Consider the following 19,786-nt stretch of genomic DNA (forward strand, 5'->3'; position numbering starts at 1 on the left):
ATGCACGGGGCTGCTGCCTCCTGGTCGGGGGAGGCTTCCCGCTGCAGGCCGCGCACGGCGGCGCGGGGGTCTGCATAGAGCTCGGCTAGGGTGTCGCGCAAGGCGCTGACTGTTAGCGGTTGCGCCAGGCTGAGCAGGCGCAGGTTGGTGCTGGATGGCAGTTGCTGGCATTGCTGCGGTGGGCAGAGCAGCAATATGCGCTGGCCGGGCTGCAGGTGAGGGCGCAGCGAGTCCAGCCAGTGGTCGGCGCTGCCGGGCCAGGGCGACATCAATACCAGCAGCGGCGCGGCGGCGAAGTCTTCCAGGTAGTTGTGCAGTTTGTCCGGGTTCAGGCAGTGTTCGGTGCGCATGCCCCAGCGTCCGAGCAGACGGCTCAGGGCGTCCAGGCCGAGGCCGTCGAGCGAGCAAAGCAGGGCGGGGCGGCCCTTGAGCAGCAGGCCCAGGGAATCGGCCTCGCCTGCCTCGTCGTCGAGGGGGATGTCGAAGGCGAAGCGGGTGCCTTGGCCTGGCGTGCTCTGAACTTCGATACGTCCGTGCATCATTTCCACCAGCTCCTTGCTGATGGCCAGGCCGAGGCCGCTGCCGCCATAGCGTCGGGTGGTGCTGGAGTCGCCCTGTGAGAAGGATTCGAAGAGCCGGGCCTGATGCTGCGGGTTGATGCCGACGCCGCTGTCGCTTATCGAGAACACCAGATGGGCCTGGCCGAGTGAGTCGCTACGGCGGCAGACATTCACCCCGACATGGCCTGCGTCGGTGAATTTCAGGGCATTGCTCAGCAGGTTCATCAGTACCTGTTTGAGTCGGGTCGGGTCGCCGCGCATACGTTGCGGCACGCCCGCGTCGAGGCTGATGTAGAGGCGCAGGTGCTTGTCCAGCGCCTGCCCGGTGAACAGGCTGAGGGTGTCGGAGGTCAGTTGTTCGAGGTCGAAGTCGATATGTTCCAGCCTGAGTTTGCCGGATTCGATCCGCGCGTAGTCGAGGATGTCGTTGATCACCGCCATCAAGGAGCTGCCGGAGCTGGAGATGGTGTCGACATAGAAGCGTTGGCTGCGATCCAGCGACGTTTCCCGCAGCAGTTGCAACATGCCCAGCACGCCATTGAGCGGGGTGCGGATCTCGTGGCTCATCATGGCCAGGAAGCGGCTCTTGGCCTGGTTTTCGATTGCCGCTTGTTCGGCTGCACGGCGTGACTGGAAGCCCTCTTCCTTGAGGATGTTGATGCGGTCGGCCAGGCCGATGGACAGCGTGATCAGCTCGATAGCCACGCCCACTTTGACCACCGCGGCGCCATACAGGCCGAACAGTTCACCCCCCAGCGATCCCGAGGTGGCGATGATGGACGAGACCAGCAATATGCCCCAGGCGAGGATGTAGTAGGAGCCGTAGCGCAAGCCTCGGCGCCAGACATAGGCGCCGCTGAGCAGCAGCACCAGGGACACCGCCAGCACGGTCAGGCTGGCCAGCATGTTCCAGGCCGGCAGGCCGATCAGCGGCAGCGACAGCAGGCAGCCGAGCGTGGCCAGCATGAACAGGCGCAGGCCCAGGTCGAGGCGCGGAAAGTACTGCCGGGTATGCAGGAAGTGGCGGCTGAACTGGCTGGCGCTCAGGCAGTGAAGGAACATCAGGATGTAGATGCCGATCGACTGCAGGTCGATGTAGTGCGGCAGCAATTTGAACAGCAGGCCGTCGAAGCTGACGCTGAACAGGCCGATATTCAGGCTGTAGACCAGGTACCAGAAATAGGCCGGTTCGCGTAGCGAGATAAACAGGAACAGGTTGTAGCAGAGCATCGCGAACAGCACGCCGTAGAAGGCGCCATTGAGGCCCATGAGGTTTTCCTGGGCGGCCGCGCTGGCGTTGTGGGTGCTGAAGAACAGCGGTACGAAGACCGTGCTGCTGGTGTCCACGCGCACCAGCAGGCTGTTGTCGCCCGGGGTCAGGGTTACTGGAAACCAGAAGTTGCGCACCTGGACTGGGCGCTGAGTGAACGCGTAGCGATCGCCACTCTCCTGCATGCGCCAGTCACCGTCGCTGTCGCTCAGATAGATCTGGATATGATCGAGCAGCGGGTAGTTGACTTCCAGATAGCCAGCCAGCGCCTGCGCAAGGCTGTTGTGCAGGCGCACCTTGAACCACCAGACCGAACGGTTCTTGCCGAGGTTGACGTGCTCGCCGCGAACCATTTCGAAGCGATCGTCGCCCAGGGCGTTGACCTGTTCGAGAGTCAGGCTGCCATCCGGGTCTTGCAGGTAACCCATGGCGGCACCGAGCGACAGGCGCAGCTCCGGTTTATCCAGTTCGACGGGTAATAACGCCCAGGCCGGGCCACACAGCCAGAGCAACAGTACTGCCAGGCACATCCGCGGCATCCCGCGCCCCCCATTATCGATACTGGGGCGCGTGAAGCACGCCACGCCGTCATCCCATGCCCGCCACTTTGCCCGGATGTGGGTTGGCCTTCAAGCGTCCTTGTCGCGCTGGCCGAGCAGGCTGTCGACGGTCGGAACGCGGGTTTCGCTTTCCATCTGCGCATCGTGTTCCAGTTGATGGCTGAAACGCTCCAGCGAACCCTTGGCCGGTTGCGCGTCGCTGGTGAATACCGGCGGGCTGAGCATGTAGGCGCTGAGCATACGGGTCAGGGCCACCAGGCTGTCGATGTGGGTGCGCTCGTAGCCATGGGTGGCGTCGCAACCGAAGGCCATCAGGGCGGTGCGCACATCGTGGCCGGCGCCGACCGCCGACTGCGCGTCGCTGTGGTAGAACCGGAACAGGTCGCGACGCACCGGGATGTCATGCTCGCGGGCCAGGCGCAGAAGCTGGCGCGACAGGTGGTAGTCGTGGGGCCCGCCGGAGTCCTGCATGGCCACGCTGACCGTGTGCTCGCTGGAGGCCTGCCCCTCGGCGACCGGTGCGATATCCACGCCGACGAACTCGCTGACGTCCCAGTGCAGCGCCGCCGCTGCACCTGAGCCGACTTCCTCGGTCACGGTGAACAGCGGGTGGCAGTCGATCTCCAGCTCGGCGCCGCTCTCGACGATGCCCTTGAGTGAGGTGAGCAGGGCGGCGACGCCGGCCTTGTCGTCCAGGTGTCGGGCGCTGATATGGCCGCTCTCGGTGAACTCCGGCAGCGGATCGAAGGCGACGAAATCGCCTATCGAAATCCCCAGGGATTCGCAATCGGCGCGGGTCGCGCAGTAAGCGTCCAGGCGCAGTTCGACGTGGTCCCAGCTGATCGGCAGCTGGTCAACCTCGGTGTTGAAGGCATGTCCGGAGGCCAGCAGCGGCAACACGCTGCCGCGTATCACGCTGGATTCGGTGAAGACGCTGACGCGGCTGCCCTCGGCGAAGCGGCTGGACCAGGTGCCGACCGGGGCCAGGCCCAGGCGGCCGTTGTTCTGCACCTCACGGACGATGGCGCCGATGGTGTCGAGATGGGTCGATACCGCGCGATCCGGGCTGCTCTGCTTGCCCTTGACGGTGGCGCGAATGGTCCCGCGGCGGGTCAGCTCGAAGGGGATGCCGATCTCCTCCAGGCGCTCGGCGACATAGCGCACGATGGTGTCTGTGAAACCGGTCGGGCTGGGGATGGCGAGCATTTCCAGCAGGACTTTTTGCAGGTAGTCGAGGTTGGGTTCGGGGAGTTGCTGCATGGCAGTCTCCTGGTTCCTACAGGTATGTTGCTTCAGTCCACCTGGCTGAGCGGGAACAGCAGGTCGATAAAGCGTTCGGCGGTCGGTTGCGGTTGGTGGTTGGCCAGGCCGGCGCGTTCGTTGGCTTCGATAAATACATGTTCGGGCTGGTCGGCCGCCGGCACCAGCAGGTCGAGGCCGACCACCGGGATGTCCAGGGCGCGCGCGGCTTTAATCGCCGCCTCGGCCAGCGCCGGGTGGAGAATTGCGCTGACGTCCTCCAGACAACCGCCGGTGTGCAGGTTGGCGGTCTTGCGCACGGCCAGGCGCTGGCCCTGGGGCAGGATGCTGGCGTAGTCGACCCCGGCGGCATGCAGGGTGCGCAGGGTTTCCGCATCCTTGGGAATGCGGCTTTCACCAGCAGTGGCCGCCTGGCGGCGGCGGCTCTGGGCGTCGATCAAGTCGCCGATGCAGTGACGGCCGTCGCCGATCACTTCGGCCGGGCGGCGAATGGCTGCGGCGACCACCTCGAAGCCGATCACCAGGATGCGCAGGTCAAGGCCCTGATGAAAACTTTCCAGCAGCACCCGGCTGTCGAAGGCGCGGGCGCGTTCGATGGCGTCCTGCACCTCGGTCGAGCTGCGCAGGTCGACCGCGACGCCCTGGCCCTGTTCGCCGTCGACCGGCTTGACCACCAGGCTGCCATGTTCGGCGAGAAAGGCGGCGTTCTCTTCGGCGCTGCCGGCCAGGCGTTGGGCCGGCAGGCTGAGGCCGGCACGGCTGAGGGTGCGGTGGGTCAGGCGCTTGTCCTGACACAGGGTCATGCTCACCGCACTGGTCAGGTCGCTCAGCGATTCGCGGCAGCGGATGCGCCGACCGCCGTGGCTGAGGGTGAACAGCCCGGCCTCGGCGTCGTCCACATGCACTTCGATACCGCGGTGCAGGGCCTCGTCGACGATGATCCGGGCGTAGGGGTTGAGCTCGGCCTGGGGGCCGGGGCCGAGGAACAGCGGTTGGTTGATGCTGTTCTTGCGCTTGATGCTGAAGGTCTGCAGCTCGCGAAAGCCGAGCTTGGCATAGAGCCCCTTGGCCTGGCGGTTATCGTGCAGCACCGAGAGGTCGAGGTAGCTCAGGCCGCGGCTCATGAAGTGTTCGATCAGGTGGCGCACCAGCACCTCGCCGACCCCGGGCCGGCTACTGCGCGGGTCGACCGCTAGGCACCAGAGGCTGCAGCCGTGCTCCGGGTCGCGATAGGCCTTGTGGTGATTGAGGCCCATGACGCTGCCGATCACAGCGCCGCTGTCCTCGTCCTCGGCCAGCCAGTACACCGGTCCGCCCTGATGCCGCGGGGTGAGTTTGCCCGGGTCGATCGGCAGCATGCCGCGCATCTGGTACAGGCAGTTGATCGCCTGCCAGTCCTCGGCGTGCTGTGCGCGGCGGATGCGGTAGCCGCGAAAACCGCTGTGCGCCGGACGGTAGTCGCTGAACCACAGGCGAAGGGTGTCCGAGGGGTCGAGAAACAGCTGTTGCGGCGCCTGCGCCAGCACCTGCTGCGGGGCCGCGACGTACAGGGCAATATCGCGTTCGCCCGACTGTTCAGCCAGCAGGTCGTGCGCCAGTTCGGCGGCATCGGGGTAGGTGTGGCCGATCAGCAGGCGGCCCCAGCCGCAGTGCACGGCGAGGTGGTTGCAGGGCTCGGCACCGTTATCCTCGGCGAAGCGGGCTTGCAGGCGCTCGTAGGAGGGCGCCTGGCCGCGCAGAAGACGTTGATTGAAGGCAGTGGCTCGCATTGGAGAAGTGTCCTTTGCTGTCTGCAGCGCCCGGATGGGTTCCGGGGCGTGAATGGGGTCGTGACATCCCCGGATGGCATCCGGGCTACGGCCGCTCTTGCTGGTTCTCGGATCGACCGGAGCCCGGCCGTTCCGACGTCCTGTGCTACAGGCCTTGCTCGCTCAGCCACAGGTTGAGCGCCGCCATTTGCCACAGCTTGGAGCCGCGCAACGGCGTGAGCTGGCCATCGGGGTCGCTCAGCAGGCGGTCGAGCATGGCCGGGTTGAACAGCCCGCGATCCTGGCTCGGGTCGATCAGCAGGTCGCGCACCCAGCCCAGTGTAGCCCCCTCCAGGTGCTTGAGGCCGGGCACCGGGAAGTAGCCCTTGGGCCGGTCTATCACCGCCGCCGGGATCACCTGGCGTGCGGCTTCCTTGAGCACGTGCTTGCCGCCGTCCGGTAACTTGAAACGACCCGGAATGCGCGCCGATAGTTCCGCCAAGCGGTAGTCGAGGAACGGGGTGCGCGCCTCCAGGCCCCAGGCCATGGTCATATTGTCGACCCGCTTGACCGGGTCGTCGACCAGCATCACCGTGCTGTCCAGGCGTAGCGCCTTGTCCACCGCGGCGATGGCGCCAGGCTGGGCGAAGTGCTGGCGAACGAAGTCACCAGCCGCATCGTTGGTCAGCCACGCGGGCTGCACGCATTCGGCGTATTCGTCGTGGTCGCGGTCGAAGAAGGCCTGGCGGTAGGCGGCGAAGGCATCCTCGGCGCCGTCCACCAGCGGGTACCAGTGGTAACCGGCGAACAGCTCGTCGGCGCCCTGGCCGCTCTGCACCACCTTGCAGTGCTTGGCCACCTCGCGCGACAGCAGGTAGAAGGCGATGCAGTCGTGGCTGACCATCGGCTCGCTCATGGCGCGGAAGGCGGCGGGCAATTGTTCGAGAATCTGGTTTTCGCCGATGCGCAACTGGTGATGGCGGGTGGCGAAGCATTCGGCGATCAGGTCGGAATACTGGAACTCGTCGCCGCGCTCGCCGCCGCCATCCTGGAAGCCGATGGAGAAGGTCGACAGCTGCTCCACCCCGGCCTCGCGCAACAGACCGACCAGCAGGCTCGAATCGACCCCGCCGGACAGCAGGACGCCGACCTCCACTGCCGCACGCTGGCGGATCGACACCGCCTCGCGCATGCCGTCGAGTACGCGCTCGCACCAGTCGTCCAGGCCGAAGGCGATTTCATCGCGACGCGGGCCATAGTCCAGGCGCCACCAGCTCTGCTGTTCGCAGTTGCCCTGGGCGTCGAAGCGCATCCAGCTGGCCGCTGGCAGTTTCTCGACGCCGGCGAGAATGGTGCGCGGCGCCGGTACCACGGCATGGAAATTCAGATAATGGTTGAGTGCGATCGGGTCCAGCGCCTTGCCGATGTCGCCGCCCTGCAGCAGCGCCGGCAGGCTGGAGGCGAAGCGCAGGCGCTGGCCGCTGCGTGACAGATACAGCGGTTTGACCCCCAGGCGATCGCGAGCGATAAAGAGTTGCTGGCTATCGCGCTCCCACACGGCGAAGGCGAACATGCCGTTGAGCTTGGGCAGCAGATCCTTGCCCCAGGCGTGGTAGCCCTTGAGCAGCACCTCGGTGTCGCCAGCGGAAAAGAAGCGATAGCCGAGGGCTTGCAGCTCGCTGCGCAGTTCCGGGTAGTTATAAATGGCGCCGTTGAATACCATCGACAGGCCGAGTTCGCTGTCGATCATCGGTTGGCCGGAGGCTTCGGCCAGGTCCATGATCTTCAGGCGGCGGTGACCGAGGGCGATGGGGCCCTGGCTGTGAAAGCCGTGGGCATCGGGGCCGCGCGGGGCCAGGTGATGGGTGATTCGCTCGACCGCAGCCAGATCGGCCGGCCGTTGATCAAAGCGCAGTTCTCCAGCAATTCCGCACATAAATTCCTTACCGGTGTGGCCGTTGGGGAGTGCTCGGGGCTTGTCGAGCCTTTTACAGGTAAACAAAAGAATGATTTCATGTCAAAGCGTTGATCTGGGTTTGGAAGGCGTCTATGGCCGATAAAATAGTTTCTGCTGAAATAGATTTGTCATCTGTGATGGCGCTCGATCTGCCGATTTTCCAGTCGCTCAGGCGCCTGCAGCAGGCCGGCGAGGTGCACGCCAAGCGCCTGGCCCGTTTCGGCGGGCTGACGCCCATGCAACTGATGATCCTCCAGGTGCTGGCCGGCGAGGCACGCTTGACCGCCAGCGACTTGAGCGGACGGGTCAGCCTGACGGCGGCGACGCTGTCGGGCATGCTCGATCGTCTGGAGGAGCGTGGCCTGTTGCAGCGGCAGCGCGACGATCAGGATCGCCGCCGCCAGTGGCTGCTGCTCAGCGAGGCCGGTCGCGAACTGGTCCGGCAAGCGCCGACCCTGCTGCCGCCGGAGTTTCGCCAGCGCTTCGCCGCGCTCAAGGATTGGGAGCGGCACAGCCTGACCGCCGCGCTGCTGCGTGCGGCGGAATTGTGTGGCGAGATGGAGTGAGCCAGCGGTGGGAAGTGCCGCCGAACGACAGCGCGGGGTCTCTTACAGCATTCAGGTGTACTTGGTGAAAATGGCGCGAACCCGGGCCAGGGTTTCACCGGGGTCATGCTCGGGGTCGAGCACGGCTTCTTCCAGTAGGCAGGCGAGCATCTCCTGGTAGGCCTTGTCCAGCGCCTTGCGGGCGGCGGCGAATTGCTGGGCGATGGCTTCGCAGTCCTCGCTGCGGCGGATCATTGCCTGGATGCCGCGGATCTGCCCTTCGACCCGGGCCAGGCGCTTGAGCATGGCGTCTTGGTGGGCGGCGCGGGTCTGTTCGCTCATGGTGTCGCCTTCGTCAGCGTGCGGCGCAGGGTGAAGGCGCCACGCAGTTCGCCCAGGCTAAAGCCGGTGGCCTGGTCCTCGGGGTAGCCTTGTTCGATCTGTGCCGCCACCTCGGGTTTGATCGCCTGGCCGTGACACGCCAGGCATGGCTCTCCGGTGGCGATGGCTTGCAGGTAGCGGAACTCGCCGTCGACGACTGCCGATGCGCTCATCTGCGTCAGCTCTTCGCCGGCGCTTTGCCGCTGTAAAAAGTCTTCCAGTACCTGACGTTCCCAGGCATCCGGCTGATTGTCCGGGTTGCGCAGGCGCAGAGCGGTGCGCCCGACCGTCCAGGGCTGCTGGCTGTGTTCCTTGGCAATAGTCGGCGCGAGCAGTTGGCAGGCTTGCACGGCCTGCACCGGGCCACCGGCCGCGACGGCGGTTTTCACCGTCTGCATCAGCTGTTGCTGGAAGGGGGGGATAAGGCCGGCGGCTTCGCGTTCGAGGCTGGCCAGGTCGGCAGCAGGAGCGGCCCAGGCCAGCGTCGGCAGGGCGGCGAGTACGAGGAACAGGCGCATGCGGTGTCACTCCGTGTCTGTATACCCCGTAGGGTATGCGTGGGGCCTGAGTGCAGGCAAGCGCCGCGTCCGGGTTGCGACTATTGGCCGCGGATCAGTCGGCGCAGGGCGAAACGGTTGGGATGGCAGGCCTCGGCGACATCGCGGGGCACGGGCAGCGGTTCGGCATCGAGCCAGGCGGCAAGCAGTTCGCCGGACAAGGGCGCGGTGATCAGCCCGCGTGAACCGTGGCCGCTGTTGATATACAGGCCGTCGAGCCAGGGGCAGGGGGTATCCGGCAGCTGGCGGGCATCCTTGGCCAGCACCGCGTAGGCCTCGAGAAAGGCCGGGCGATCGGCCAGGGGGCCGACGATGGGCAGGTAGTCTGGGCTGGTGCAGCGAAAGGCGGCGCGGCCCTCAAGCTGTGCCGGGTCGAGCTGGGCGCTGTGCAGGCGTTCGGCCAAGTCGCTGGAGATTTCTTCGAGAAGGGCGAGATTGTCCGCATGATCGGCGCTGTTGAGTGTCAGGTCGTCGCTTTTGAAGTCGAAACTTGCGCCCAGGGTATGTTCGCCCAGGCGCGCCGGGGCGATATAACCCGAGGCGCACACCACGCTGCGCAGCGCCGTGCTCTGCGCGGTGGCCGGTACCCGGCTGATCTGCCCGCGAATGCGCTTGAGCGGCAGCTCGGCGCTGTAGGGGAAGCGCTTGATCTCGGCGGCGCCGGCCAGCACCACCACGGCGGCACTGGCGAGTAGCTGTGTGTCGTTCCAGGCCTGCCAGGCTTGGCCGTCGCGGCGCAATTGCAGCGCCTCCTGGTGCAGTTGCAGGCGAATATTCGGCTGCTCGGCCAGCAACCGGCACAGCGCCGGCGGATGGACCCAGCCGGCCTGCGGGTAGAACAGCCCGCCGGCCGGCAGGCGGATGCCGGCTTTGGCTTCGGCGCTGGCCTGGTCGAGGTTGACCAGCAGATCGCCGGGGAAGGCGGCCGCCAGTTGCGCCTGGCGCTGCGCCTCCTTGGTGTCGAGGGCCAGTTGCAGTACCCCGCAATTGTCCCAGTCGCGGCCTTTGTGCAGGCGTTCGAGCAGGCGGCGGGTATGGCCGAAGCCGCTGACGATCAAGCGCGACAGCGCCGTGCCGTGGGCCGACAGCTTGAGGTAGAGCACGCCTTGCGGGTTGCCCGAGGCTTCCTCGGCGATAGCTGCGTGGCGTTCCAGTAGGGTCACCTGCCAGCCGCGGGCCGCCAGGCTGGCCGCAGTGGCGCAGCCGGCCAGCCCCGCGCCTATGACCAGGGCCTGGCGTTGGCTGTGGCGTTGCGCTGGGCGGGCGAACCAGGGTTTGCCGGCGCCCGTAGCGCTGCCGATGAACTGGCCCTTGAGTACTTCCCACTTGCTGCCCAGGCCCGGCACGCGCTGCATCTTGAAGCCGGCGTCATTCAGGCGTCGACGCACGTAGCCGGTGCTGGTGAAGGTGCCGATGCTGGTGCCGGGCCCGCTTAGCCGGGCCAGTTCGGCGAACAGTTCCGGGGTCCACATCTGCGGGTTTTTCGCCGGGGCGAAACCGTCGAGAAACCAGGCGTCGATGCGCGCGTCGAGTTGCGGGAGCAGTTCCAGGGCATCGCCGATCAGCAGGGTCAGGATGACCCGTCCGCCGGCAAAGATCAGGCGCTGAAAGCCCGGGTGCAGGGCGACGTACTGGTCCAGCAGCTCGTGGGCGAAGGGCGCCAGCTCCGGCCACAAGGCCAGGGCGCGCTGCAGGTCGGCGTAGTCGAGCGGGTATTTCTCGACACTGACGAAGTGCAGCCGTGCGCCCGCGGGCGCCTGCTGCTCGAACAGCTGCCAGGCGCAGAGAAAATTCAACCCGGTGCCGAAGTCGGTTTCGCCTATCGCCAGCTGCTCAGCCTCGCCCAGGGCACTGAAACGCGCCGGCAGATCGTTATTGGCGAGAAACACATGGCGGGTTTCGGCCAGGCCGTTCTGGTTGGAGAAATAGACATCGCCGAACAGCCGCGATAACGGCTGCCCCTCGGCATCCCAGTCGAGCTGCGCGGGTTGGGTATCGGGTAGGTCGTGCGGGGCGTCGGGCATGGCGAGGGCACCAGATTGAGCAGGCGGGCATTCTAACGCGGTTGTCAGCATCGCGGCTTTGTCGGACGGCCGACTCGGCGCGCTGCTGTTGATGTGTGGCGGACGTTGTCCGCCATCGCAGCTGAAGCAGCTCCTACAAGAGCATGCGCTGCTGGCTGCTTTGTGGGAGGGCCGGCGAGATGCTTTGCTGGCGCCGCGCAATCTGCAGGGCAACGGCACATGGCTCACCCTCTAGCTCGTGCGATCCGCTAGGCTCTGCTGATCAGATCAGGGAGCTAGTCATGTTCGAGTCCGCCGAGATTGGTCATGCCATCGACAAAGCCACCTTCGACGCCGCCGTGCCGGCGTTGCGCGAGGCATTGCTGGAGGCGCAGTACGAGTTGCGCCAGCAGGCGCGCTTTCCGGTGATCATTCTGCTCTGCGGGATCGAGGGGGCCGGCAAGGGCGAGACGGTCAAGCTGCTCAACGAGTGGATGGACCCGCGCCTGATCCAGGTCAGCACCTTCGATCAGCAAACCGACGAGGAGTTGGCCCGGCCGCCGGCCTGGCGCTATTGGCGGCAGCTGCCGCCCAAGGGGCGCATTGGGGTTTTCTTCGGCAACTGGTACAGCCAGATGTTGCAGGGGCGGGTGCACGGGAATTTCAAGAATGCCGTACTGGATCAGGCCATCGATGCGGCCTCGGCGCTGGAGCGCATGCTCTGTGACGAGGGCGCGCTGATTTTCAAGTTCTGGTTCCACCTGTCCAAGAAGCAGATGAAGGCGCGCCTCAAGTCGTTGCAGGACGACCCCTTGCACAGCTGGCGTATCAGCCCGCTGGACTGGCAGCAGTCGAAGACCTATGACAAGTATGTGCGGTTCGGCGAGCGGGTTCTGCGCCGCACCAGTCGTGAATTTGCGCCCTGGTATGTGGTCGAAGGCGTGGACGAGAATTACCGCAGCCTGACGGTCGGGCAAATTCTCCTCGATGGCTTGCAAGCGGCGCTCAAAGCCAGTGGCCAGTCGCAGGCTCAGCCCCATGCGCCGCCGCCGACGTCGAGTCTGGATCATCTGAGCTTGCTCGACAGCCTGGATATGAGTCAGGCGCTGGACAAGGATGACTACAACGAGCAACTGGTCGGCGAACAGGCGCGGCTGTCGGGTTTGCTGCGCGACAAGCGCATGCGCAAGCATGCCTTGGTGGCGGTGTTCGAGGGTAACGATGCGGCCGGCAAGGGCGGCGCGATTCGCCGGGTGACGGCGGCGCTCGATCCGCGCCTGTACCGCATCGTGCAGGTGGCGGCGCCGACCGACGAGGAAAGCGCGCAGCCCTATCTGTGGCGTTTCTGGCGGCATATCCCGGCGCGCGGCAAGTTCACCATGTTCGATCGCTCCTGGTACGGCCGGGTGCTGGTGGAGCGGGTCGAGGGGTTTTGCAGCCCGGCGGACTGGCTGCGAGCCTATGGCGAGATCAACGACTTCGAGGAGCAACTGACCGACGCCGGCGTGGTGCTGGTCAAGTTCTGGCTGGCGATCGACCAGGAAACTCAGTTGCAGCGCTTCAAGGAGCGTGAGCAGACGCCTTTCAAGCGCTTCAAGATCACCGAGGACGACTGGCGCAATCGCGAGAAGTGGCCGCTGTACCGCGATGCCGTGGGCGACATGGTCGACCGGACCAGTACCGAGATCGCGCCCTGGACCCTGATCGAGGCCAATGACAAGCGCTTCGCCCGGGTCAAGGTGTTGCGCACCCTCAACGAGGCGCTGGAGGCGGCGTTCGCCAAGGACTGAGCGGCGTGTTGTCGCCCGGCCTTGCAGCGGAACCCTTGACGCCGGCGGAAGATGGTCGCGCATATGGCTGGTGAATGATCGTCGCAGGCCGTGATTGTCCAGCCTTATTCTGCTGGCCTATCCAACGTCAACAACAATGAGGTGCGTCATGCGTGAAGTGGTGATTGTCGATAGCGTGCGGACTGGCCTGGCCAAATCCTTCCGTGGCAAGTTCAACCAGACCCGTCCGGACGATATGGCGGCTCATTGCGTGAATGCGCTGCTGGCGCGCAGCGGCCTGGATCCGGCGCTGGTCGAGGATTGCATCGTCGGGGCCGGCTCCAACGAGGGCGCCCAGGGCATGAACATCGGCCGCAACGTGGCGGTACTCTCCGGCCTGGGCACCCAGGTCGCTGGCATGACCCTCAACCGCTTCTGTTCTTCGGGTCTGCAGGCCATCGCCATCGCCGCCAACCAGATCGCCTCGGGTTGCAGCGAGATCATCGTCGCCGGTGGTGTCGAATCGATCACCATGACCATGAAAAGCATGAACACCGACAACCTGTTCAACCCCATCCTGCAAAAGGATGTGCCGGGGATCTATTACCCCATGGGCCAGACCGCCGAGATCGTCGCGCGGCGCTACAACGTCAGCCGCGACGCCCAGGACGCCTATGCCCTGCAGAGCCAGCAGCGCACTGCGCGGGCTCAGGCCGAAGGCCTGTTCGACGACGAAATCGTGCCGATGAGCGTCAAGTACCTGGTCGAAGACAAGGCCAGCGGCGAGAAGAGCATCGTCGAGGGCGTGGTCGAGCGCGACGATTGCAACCGTGCCGACACCACCCTGCAAAGCCTGGCCGCGCTCAAGCCGGTATTTGCCGACGACGGCTCGGTAACGGCCGGCAACGCCTCGCAGTTGTCCGATGGCGCCTCCATGACCCTGGTCATGAGCCTGGAAAAAGCCCTGGAGCTGGGCCTCGAACCCAAGGCCTATTTCCGCGGCTTCGTCGTCGCCGGCTGCGAGCCGGACGAAATGGGCATCGGTCCGGTGTACTCGGTGCCGAAGCTGCTCAAGGCCAAGGGCTTGAGCGTTGCCGATATCGACCTGTGGGAGCTCAACGAAGCCTTCGCCTCGCAGTGCCTGTATGCCCGCGATTGCCTGGGTATCGACAACGACAAGTACAACGTCAATGGCGGGTCGATTTCCATCGGCCACCCGTTCGGCATGACCGGTTCGCGCCAGGTCGGTCATCTGGTGCGCGAGCTGCAGCGGCGCAACCTGCGTTATGGCATCGTCACCATGTGTGTGGGTGGCGGCATGGGCGCGACCGGCCTGTTCGAGGCCTATCGCTGAAGCGCAGCCGGCAGGGCCTGGCCACAAAAAAACCGCGTCGTTGGACGCGGTTTTTTTGTTCAGCGCGCAAAGCGACTTCGATTTTCGGCAAGCAACAGTCGGCGTCCCCGAGACCCTACTTGCGCACGTCGATGGCCGACGTGCTGTCGCGATCGAAGAGTTTGTTGGAGTCTTTCGGCAGGATGCCGGGCCTGTAGTCGCTGCGCACGTCGCCGAGCACGCGGATATCGCTGTACTTCTTGCCCGAGAGCGCGGCCAGGCCCGCGGCGTCGCGGATCACCGTGGGGCGCAGGAACACCATCAGGTTGCGTTTGATGCGGGTGTCCTTGGTGGAGCGGAACAAGCGGCCAAGCAGGGGGATATCGCCGAGCAGCGGCACTTTCGAATCGGTCTGGGTCACGTCGTCCTGAATCAGCCCGCCCAGCACTATGACCTGGCCGTCTTCGGCGAGGATGGTGCTCTTGATCGAGCGCTTGTTGGTGATCAGGTCCACTGCATTGATCCCCTGGGTGGAGGGGGCGATGGAGGAGATCTCCTGTTCGATTTCCAGGCGCAGGCTGGCGCCTTCGTTGATGTGCGGGGTGACTTTCAGGGTCACGCCGATGTCCTGGCGTTCGATGGTGGTGAAGGGATTGTCCGCCCCCGAGGCGCTGGTGGTGAAGGAGCCCGTCTGGAAGGGAACGTTCTGCCCGACCAGGATCTCCGCTTTCTGGTGATCCAGGGTCAGCAGGCTGGGGGTCGACAACAGGTTGCTCTTGGTATTGGCCGACAGCGCGGTGATCAGCACGCCAAAGCTGTCGCTGCCGAGGCCGATGATGGCGCCGTCCGGCAGATTGCTCGGCAGGGTGTCCTCCTGGAGCGCATTCAGCACCGAGCCGACCGAGAGTCCGGTACCGCTGAAATTCACCCCGCCCAGGCCACCCGTGCCGCCGCGGGCATCCACCGCCCACTGCACGCCAAGGGCATCGCTGATGTCGCCGGAAACTTCGACGATGGCCGCTTCGACCATCACCTGGGCGCGTGGCACATCGAGCTGGCGGACGATGTCTTCGAGGGTCGCTACCATATCCGGATCGGCCAGCAGCACCAGGGCATTGAGGCTTTCGTCGGCACGAATCAGAGTATTCTGCGGTTTGCCGGCGGGTTCGCCGCCGCTCTGGGCTTTCAGCCCTTCGGAGATCTCACCGAGGGTTTCGGCCAGGGCCTTGGCGTCGTTATGGCGCAGGCGAATCACCCGGGTATTGGCCGAGCGGCTGGTCGGGCTGTCCAGCGATTGCGCCAGCTTTACCAGTTTGGCACGCGCGGCCGGCGGGCCGAGGATGATCAGGCGGTTGGTGCGCGAGTCGGCGATCACCCGGACGCCGGCCGAGCCTTTGGCCTGGCCACGCTCCAGGGTGTTATTGAGTAGTTCGGCGGCATCCATGACCCAGGCATGCTGCAGGTCGAGCACGCTGTAATCGCGATCGCTTGTCTGGTCGAGTTGCCGCAGCAGATCTTCGATGCGGGCGATATTGGCGCTGCGGTCGCTGATGATGATGGCGTTGGCCGAGGTGACGGCGGCCAGGTGGCCATATTGCGGCACCAGCGGGCGAAGCAACGGGATGAGTTCGGTTACCGAGCCGTGCTGCACCTGAATCAGGCGGGTTTCCAGGCGATCCGGCGCTGCCGGGCCTTGTCCCGCATCGGCCTTGGCCTCGGCGTTGGGCACGATACGCGCCTGCTCGCCCTGGGTGATGACGCTGAAGCCATGGGTGGCCATCACCGAGAGAAACAGCTGATAGACCTCGCTCAGGGTCAGTGGCGTGCTCGACACCACGCTGACCTGGCCTTTGACCCGTGGGTCGACGACGAAGGTTTCGCCGGTGATCTGCGCGATCTGCTCGATGAATTCGCGAATGTCGGCGCCTTTCAGGTTGATGGTCCAGCTTTCTTCCTGTTGGTTGGCGCTGGGGGCGACCGGGTCGATGGCGGCATGCAGAGGGAGGGGGCCGAGGGCCAGGCCGGCGGCAAGCAGGGCGAAGGTGAGGCGCGGGAGAATCGGGGTCATCGGTTCAGTCGCTTTCCGTGGTCTGATCGCTGGGTTCGGTATCGCTCGGTACGCTACCGGACGCCTCCATCTGCTGGCGCAGGGCGTCCATGCGTTCGCGCAGTTGCGTGAGGTCATGGTTTTCCAGCTCATCGAGCTGGCTCAGGCTGTCCGTTGCCGGTTGCGCCGAGGTCTGGATCGATTGATCGGAGCGGCTGCGGGGGAACGCCAGGGTCTCCCGGCGGCCACCGCGCAGCAGCTCGACGTGGTTGGCATGCACCGCATCGAGGTGCACGCCAGGGGTGATCTCGCTGCCGATGGAGAACCGCTGCGGCGGCTGGCCTGCGCTGCCGATGATCGCGCTGGAACGCGCAGGGTCGGCATGCACGAAACTGCCCAAAAGGGTCAGGCGCAGGCTGGTGGGCGGTGCGGGAGCGGTGCTGGCTGGGCTGCTGGCACCGAACAGGTGTGTCAGCTGTAGGCTGGAGGTGGGGGCTGGCTGCTGCGCGTTGTTCGGCGTGCTGTCTTGCACCGGTGCGCGCAAGAAGCGCAGCCAGTCGACGGTCTGCCAGGCCAGGCCGACACTCATCGCCAGCACCACGACGGCGGCGGTCAGGGTCGGAACATGTAGCTGCATCCAGCGGCGAGCAGCCGAAAAAGGCAAGGGCGGCACTCCTGAAAGTTTGAGTTTTACGGCGGGGGGCGCGCGCCGATCATAGACAGTTGAGAGGGATTTGCCAGCCCCCACCTGGGTGGTGTGTTGCAGCGTGCGCCGTGCGATGCGCTCAGGATGGCGTGCTGTTGTCGCTCTACGGCGAGCAATTTATAGCAATGAACCGGCGGAGCCATCGGTGTTAAATCACCTGCATTGGCGTTTTCTGACCGCAGGGCATATTGGAGGGGCCCATTTAACGGCACGGTCACGCCAGTAAAAACTGACTGCCATTTTGCAGAAGTGCTACTTGTGTTCGTGATGTCAGAATGCTTTCAATTTGCAGGGCGGCTCAGCAGCTGATTAGCTCAGCCGATAATGAATTTTGCGTGCTTGTGCTCATTTACCTCATGGCAAACCTTTAACCCTGGCTCTACGCTACGCATCACCCCTAATCCACGGCAGGATTCAGAACATGGATCGTTCCTCTCGCGGGCTCAGCCTCGCCCTCGTTGTTTCAGCCTGTGCCTTCGCCCACCAGTCCGCATTCGCAGCAGCTAACTGTACGACTGGTGGGGTCAGCTACTTTGGTACCGAAGTCTATGCCGCCCCGCAAACCCCGAATGGTTCGGGGCAGTACCTCTACCAAATTGCAAACCTTCAGTGCTCTGGCGGCAAGGTCATCAAGTGGCTAGATTCCAGTGTCTGGTACACCCCGGATCAGATGCTGGAGACCCTCAAGACAAGCAGCGCCAACATGAAGCGCGTGTTCCCCAATACGTGCAAAACCCATGCAGTGCTGCTGCACGACAACTTCACTGGTTCGGTCGATGGCGTTGCTGCCACCAGTTACGCCGTTGCCAAGCAGACCCACTTCGATGTATTTGCGGGGCCAGTATTCTACGACCGCCCCGCCGAACTGCTTTGCCCGGAGACCCCTGGCATAGGTAGCCCCGATCTACCGGGCACTTGTCCCGTGCAGTCGGCTCAGCCGCTACTGGCCAGCTCGGCAACACCCAGCATGGAGCAAGGCGACCCGGTCAACGTGTCCAACGGCAACAGCTACCAAATCGAGATCGATTACCCCGGCCAGCCGGGATCCCAGATGCGTTTTGCTCGTTACTACAACAGCAAGACCGCCAACTGGACCCACAGCTATTCGACCAAGTTGAAGCTCTCGCCGAGCAAAGCGATGTTGATCAATACCGATGGCCGCGAGAGCCTGTTCACTATTTCCGGCGGCATTGCCACCGCCTCGCCTAAGGAGCTCGGCCGCCTGGAGCAGACGGCCTACGGTTGGCGATATGACAACACCTACAATGAACACCTGCACTTCAATATGGCGGGCCAGCTGACCCGTATCGACCGCGCCAACGGCTCCTACGAAACCCTGACCTACGGCACCAACAACATTGTGGTCACCGATTCGCTGGTCCGGACGATGACCCTGACCTTCAACACGGCCAAGCGCCTGACCGGGGTTGCGGCGGGCACGTTACAGGTGGCCTACACCTATAGCACCGCTGGGCGCGTGACCAAGGCAACCCGCACGCAAGGCGGGCAGAGCCTTTCGCGCACCTACCACTACGAGGACACTCGCGAAGGCGGCTGGCTCACCGGCATCACCGATGAGCGCAACATTCGCTACGTCACCTGGGCCTATGATGCTCAGGGGCGGGTGATTCGCAATGAACTGAATGGGGTGCAGAGCAAATACCTGTTCACTTACAACAGCAACGTCTCCACCACGGTCACCAACCCGCTGGGCAAGCAGTCCACCTATACCTTCCAGACCATCGCCGGAGCCAAGCGCATCACCGCACTGGCTGGCGCGGCATCACCCAACTGCCCGAGCAGCAACTCCACCTTTACCTATGACAGCCGTGGCCTGATCAAGACCCGGACTGACAACAAGGGTTACGTCACCGCCTACGATTACAACGACCGAGGTCTGGAGACATCTCGCACGGAAGCGGCCGGCACGGCGCAGGCGCGCACCGTCACCACCGAATGGCACCCAACACTCTATCTGCCGGCAACCATCACCGAGCCCGAGCGCGTGCTGCAGTTCGAATATGACGCCCAAGGAAATCAGCTCAGCCAGATCATCACTGAGCTCTAATTCAGAAGGAACTGACCGATGAAGACTTTGCATCGCGCAAGCCTGCTCTCGCTTGCCCTGGCGGCAATGTTGGGCGTTTCCGGCGTACAGGCCGTCGAACGCAGCTGGAGCTACAGCTACAACAGCCTGGGCCTGGTCGAGACCGCCAATGGCCCGCGCACCGATGTCGCCGACATCACCAGCTACAGCTACGACCCCGAGGGCCATCTGACCCAGGTGACCAACGCCCTCGGCCACATCACCCAGCTGTCCAACTTCGACAGCTACGGCAACCCGCAAAGCCTCACCGACGCCAACGGCGTCTCCAGCGACCTGAGCTACACCGCACAGGGCTGGCTGGCCTCGGTCAGCAGCGCTAGCAGCACCACCAGTTTCGAGCACGACGCCATCGGCCAGATCACCAAGGTCACCCGTGGCGACGGCAGCTGGCTGCAATACACCTGGAGCGGTGCGCGGCGCCTGACCGCGATCACCAACAACCTGGGGGAGAAGGTCGAGTACGACTACGACGCCATGGGCAACCGCACGGCGCAACGTCTCAAGGATGCCTCCAGCAGCCTGACCCAACAGCAAACCTGGGTATACGACGAACTGGGCCGACTGCTACGCAGTGTTGGCGCCCAGAGCCAGACCCACCAGTACGGCTACGACCTCAACGACAACCCGACGCTCAGCACCAACCCCAAGCAGAACAGCACCAGCAGCAGCTACGACGCCCTCGATCGCCTGGTGGCCAACACCGACCCGCTCAATGGCGTCACCGCCCTGGCCTACGACGCTCAGGACAACCTGACCCAGGTGCAGGACCCGCGCGGTGTCACCACCCAGTACCAGTACGACGGCCTGGGCAACCTGATCCAGCAGACCAGCCCGGACAGCGGCACCACCACCTTTAGCCACGACGCCGCCGGCAACGTGATCAGCAAGACCGATGCGCGCGGCGTGGTCACCAGCTACAGCTACGACGCCCTCAATCGTCTGATCGCCCGTCAATACCCGGCCCAGCCAGCGCTCAACGTGCA

The 19,786-nt window shown here is 64.7% G+C and carries 13 protein-coding genes and 1 pseudogene; 5 read left to right on the plus strand and 9 right to left on the minus strand.

Annotated features, from left to right (window positions below; translation table 11 throughout):
* The 4 genes from ABZE94_RS11165 to ABZE94_RS11180 form a co-directional block, all read right to left on the minus strand.
* Positions 1-2,369: sensor histidine kinase (locus ABZE94_RS11165; protein WP_372875592.1), on the minus strand; the 2,369-nt coding region annotated here is incomplete at its 3' end.
* A 90-nt stretch (positions 2,370-2,459) separates the two neighbouring features.
* Positions 2,460-3,650, minus strand: a complete 1,191-nt coding sequence (locus ABZE94_RS11170; protein ID WP_372875593.1) for an osmoprotectant NAGGN system M42 family peptidase — start codon at positions 3,648-3,650, stop codon at positions 2,460-2,462.
* A gap of 32 nt (positions 3,651-3,682) precedes the next feature.
* The gene (gene ngg / locus ABZE94_RS11175; RefSeq protein ID WP_372875594.1) at positions 3,683-5,419 is read right to left on the minus strand and encodes an N-acetylglutaminylglutamine synthetase; all 1,737 of its coding nucleotides are present in this window, start codon (positions 5,417-5,419) and stop codon (positions 3,683-3,685) included.
* A 145-nt stretch (positions 5,420-5,564) separates the two neighbouring features.
* On the minus strand, positions 5,565-7,334 hold the full coding sequence (locus ABZE94_RS11180; RefSeq protein WP_372875595.1) for an N-acetylglutaminylglutamine amidotransferase: 1,770 nt from the start codon (positions 7,332-7,334) through the stop codon (positions 5,565-5,567).
* A gap of 113 nt (positions 7,335-7,447) precedes the next feature.
* On the opposite strand from ABZE94_RS11180, the gene ABZE94_RS11185 reads away from it, so the two are divergent.
* Complete coding sequence (locus tag ABZE94_RS11185) at positions 7,448-7,921, plus strand: MarR family winged helix-turn-helix transcriptional regulator (protein ID WP_372875596.1); 474 nt, start codon at positions 7,448-7,450, stop codon at positions 7,919-7,921.
* A gap of 51 nt (positions 7,922-7,972) precedes the next feature.
* On the opposite strand, the gene ABZE94_RS11190 is transcribed toward ABZE94_RS11185, so the two are convergent.
* The 3 genes from ABZE94_RS11190 to mnmC all read right to left on the minus strand — a co-directional run bounded on the left by ABZE94_RS11190 (position 7,973) and on the right by mnmC (position 10,862).
* Complete coding sequence (locus ABZE94_RS11190; protein ID WP_372875597.1) at positions 7,973-8,242, minus strand: metal-sensing transcriptional repressor; 270 nt, start codon at positions 8,240-8,242, stop codon at positions 7,973-7,975.
* The gene (locus ABZE94_RS11195; protein WP_372875598.1) at positions 8,239-8,799 is read right to left on the minus strand and encodes a DUF3365 domain-containing protein; all 561 of its coding nucleotides are present in this window, start codon (positions 8,797-8,799) and stop codon (positions 8,239-8,241) included. The genes ABZE94_RS11190 and ABZE94_RS11195 overlap by 4 nt, the downstream gene beginning before the upstream one ends.
* Before the next feature lie 80 nt (positions 8,800-8,879).
* The gene (gene mnmC, locus ABZE94_RS11200) at positions 8,880-10,862 is read right to left on the minus strand and encodes a bifunctional tRNA (5-methylaminomethyl-2-thiouridine)(34)-methyltransferase MnmD/FAD-dependent 5-carboxymethylaminomethyl-2-thiouridine(34) oxidoreductase MnmC (protein WP_372875599.1); all 1,983 of its coding nucleotides are present in this window, start codon (positions 10,860-10,862) and stop codon (positions 8,880-8,882) included.
* 281 nt (positions 10,863-11,143) lie between these two features.
* Here mnmC and pap point away from each other — a divergent pair, with 281 nt between their 5' ends.
* Together pap and ABZE94_RS11210 are read left to right on the plus strand one after the other, a co-directional pair.
* Positions 11,144-12,631 carry a polyphosphate:AMP phosphotransferase gene (gene pap / locus ABZE94_RS11205; protein WP_372875600.1) on the plus strand — a complete coding sequence of 496 codons (1,488 nt, stop codon included), beginning with the start codon at positions 11,144-11,146 and terminating at the stop codon, positions 12,629-12,631.
* 148 nt (positions 12,632-12,779) lie between these two features.
* Complete coding sequence (locus ABZE94_RS11210) at positions 12,780-13,964, plus strand: acetyl-CoA C-acyltransferase (RefSeq protein WP_372875601.1); 1,185 nt, start codon at positions 12,780-12,782, stop codon at positions 13,962-13,964.
* A 115-nt stretch (positions 13,965-14,079) separates the two neighbouring features.
* Here the strand turns inward: ABZE94_RS11210 and gspD are convergent, their stop codons facing one another.
* Together gspD and ABZE94_RS11220 are read right to left on the minus strand one after the other, a co-directional pair.
* Positions 14,080-16,011 (minus strand): type II secretion system secretin GspD, encoded by a 1,932-nt coding sequence (gene gspD, locus ABZE94_RS11215; protein ID WP_372875602.1) that lies wholly within the window; start codon positions 16,009-16,011, stop codon positions 14,080-14,082.
* A 4-nt stretch (positions 16,012-16,015) separates the two neighbouring features.
* Positions 16,016-16,627, minus strand: coding sequence for a type II secretion system protein N (locus ABZE94_RS11220; RefSeq protein WP_372875603.1), 612 nt, complete (start codon positions 16,625-16,627; stop codon positions 16,016-16,018).
* Between the two features lie 490 nt (positions 16,628-17,117).
* Between ABZE94_RS11220 and ABZE94_RS11225 the strand changes: the two genes are divergently transcribed.
* The gene (locus ABZE94_RS11225; RefSeq protein WP_372875604.1) at positions 17,118-18,764 is read left to right on the plus strand and encodes a DUF6531 domain-containing protein; all 1,647 of its coding nucleotides are present in this window, start codon (positions 17,118-17,120) and stop codon (positions 18,762-18,764) included.
* 18 nt (positions 18,765-18,782) lie between these two features.
* A pseudogene (locus ABZE94_RS11230) lies at positions 18,783-19,786 on the plus strand (RHS repeat protein); the annotation flags it as partial.

It is taken from the genome of Pseudomonas sp., from assembly GCF_041601375.1.
In the GTDB taxonomy this organism is placed as follows: Bacteria; Pseudomonadota; Gammaproteobacteria; order Pseudomonadales; family Pseudomonadaceae; genus Aquipseudomonas.

Coding starts and splice junctions, on each gene's coding strand:
- ABZE94_RS11170 (WP_372875593.1), bottom strand. CDS start 3,650: ATGCAGCAACTCCCCGAACCCAACCTCGACTACCTGCAAAAAGTCCTG.
- ABZE94_RS11220 (WP_372875603.1), bottom strand. CDS start 16,627: ATGCAGCTACATGTTCCGACCCTGACCGCCGCCGTCGTGGTGCTGGCG.
- ABZE94_RS11190 (WP_372875597.1), bottom strand. CDS start 8,242: ATGAGCGAACAGACCCGCGCCGCCCACCAAGACGCCATGCTCAAGCGC.
- ABZE94_RS11195 (WP_372875598.1), bottom strand. CDS start 8,799: ATGCGCCTGTTCCTCGTACTCGCCGCCCTGCCGACGCTGGCCTGGGCC.
- mnmC (WP_372875599.1), bottom strand. CDS start 10,862: ATGCCCGACGCCCCGCACGACCTACCCGATACCCAACCCGCGCAGCTC.
- pap (WP_372875600.1), top strand. CDS start 11,144: ATGTTCGAGTCCGCCGAGATTGGTCATGCCATCGACAAAGCCACCTTC.
- ngg (WP_372875594.1), bottom strand. CDS start 5,419: ATGCGAGCCACTGCCTTCAATCAACGTCTTCTGCGCGGCCAGGCGCCC.
- ABZE94_RS11225 (WP_372875604.1), top strand. CDS start 17,118: ATGGATCGTTCCTCTCGCGGGCTCAGCCTCGCCCTCGTTGTTTCAGCC.
- ABZE94_RS11185 (WP_372875596.1), top strand. CDS start 7,448: ATGGCCGATAAAATAGTTTCTGCTGAAATAGATTTGTCATCTGTGATG.
- ABZE94_RS11210 (WP_372875601.1), top strand. CDS start 12,780: ATGCGTGAAGTGGTGATTGTCGATAGCGTGCGGACTGGCCTGGCCAAA.
- gspD (WP_372875602.1), bottom strand. CDS start 16,011: ATGACCCCGATTCTCCCGCGCCTCACCTTCGCCCTGCTTGCCGCCGGC.
- ABZE94_RS11180 (WP_372875595.1), bottom strand. CDS start 7,334: ATGTGCGGAATTGCTGGAGAACTGCGCTTTGATCAACGGCCGGCCGAT.